Here is a 326-nt window from a genome sequence, read left to right on the forward strand (position 1 = left end):
GAGTTATTTCGCGAACTGCTCCGGTAGCATCTACACCAATACATTCATCGGCAATGTCGATGCTGGCGCTAGCTGCATCAGGTATCGCTACCTTGCCGATTGGTGTATTAACTATATTGGTAATGGTCTGCTCTATTGTATCTTCTGGTATGTTGTTACAGTCGATAGCGCTTAATGTATTTTGGCCTTGCGATTGGATTAGTGTCGCATCATCTTCCAACGTTTCGCATAACGGGGTGGTTGGTGACTCTAAAAATAGTGAGCCATAATAGCTGAACGATCCATCTGAACTGAAAATTGGTGCAATATTATTAATACTGTTATTA

At 41.7% G+C, this 326-nt stretch carries 1 protein-coding gene; it reads right to left on the reverse strand.

Translation table 11 applies throughout. The annotated features are described in order from the left end of the window. A partial coding sequence (locus Q4528_RS13115; RefSeq protein ID WP_303521919.1) for a hypothetical protein occupies positions 1-220 on the reverse strand: 220 nt, incomplete at its 3' end. Positions 221-326 lie beyond the last annotated feature (106 nt).

Origin of the sequence: Staphylococcus pasteuri, assembly GCF_030547725.1 — a bacterium.
GTDB classification, from domain to species: Bacteria; Bacillota; Bacilli; order Staphylococcales; family Staphylococcaceae; genus Staphylococcus; species Staphylococcus pasteuri.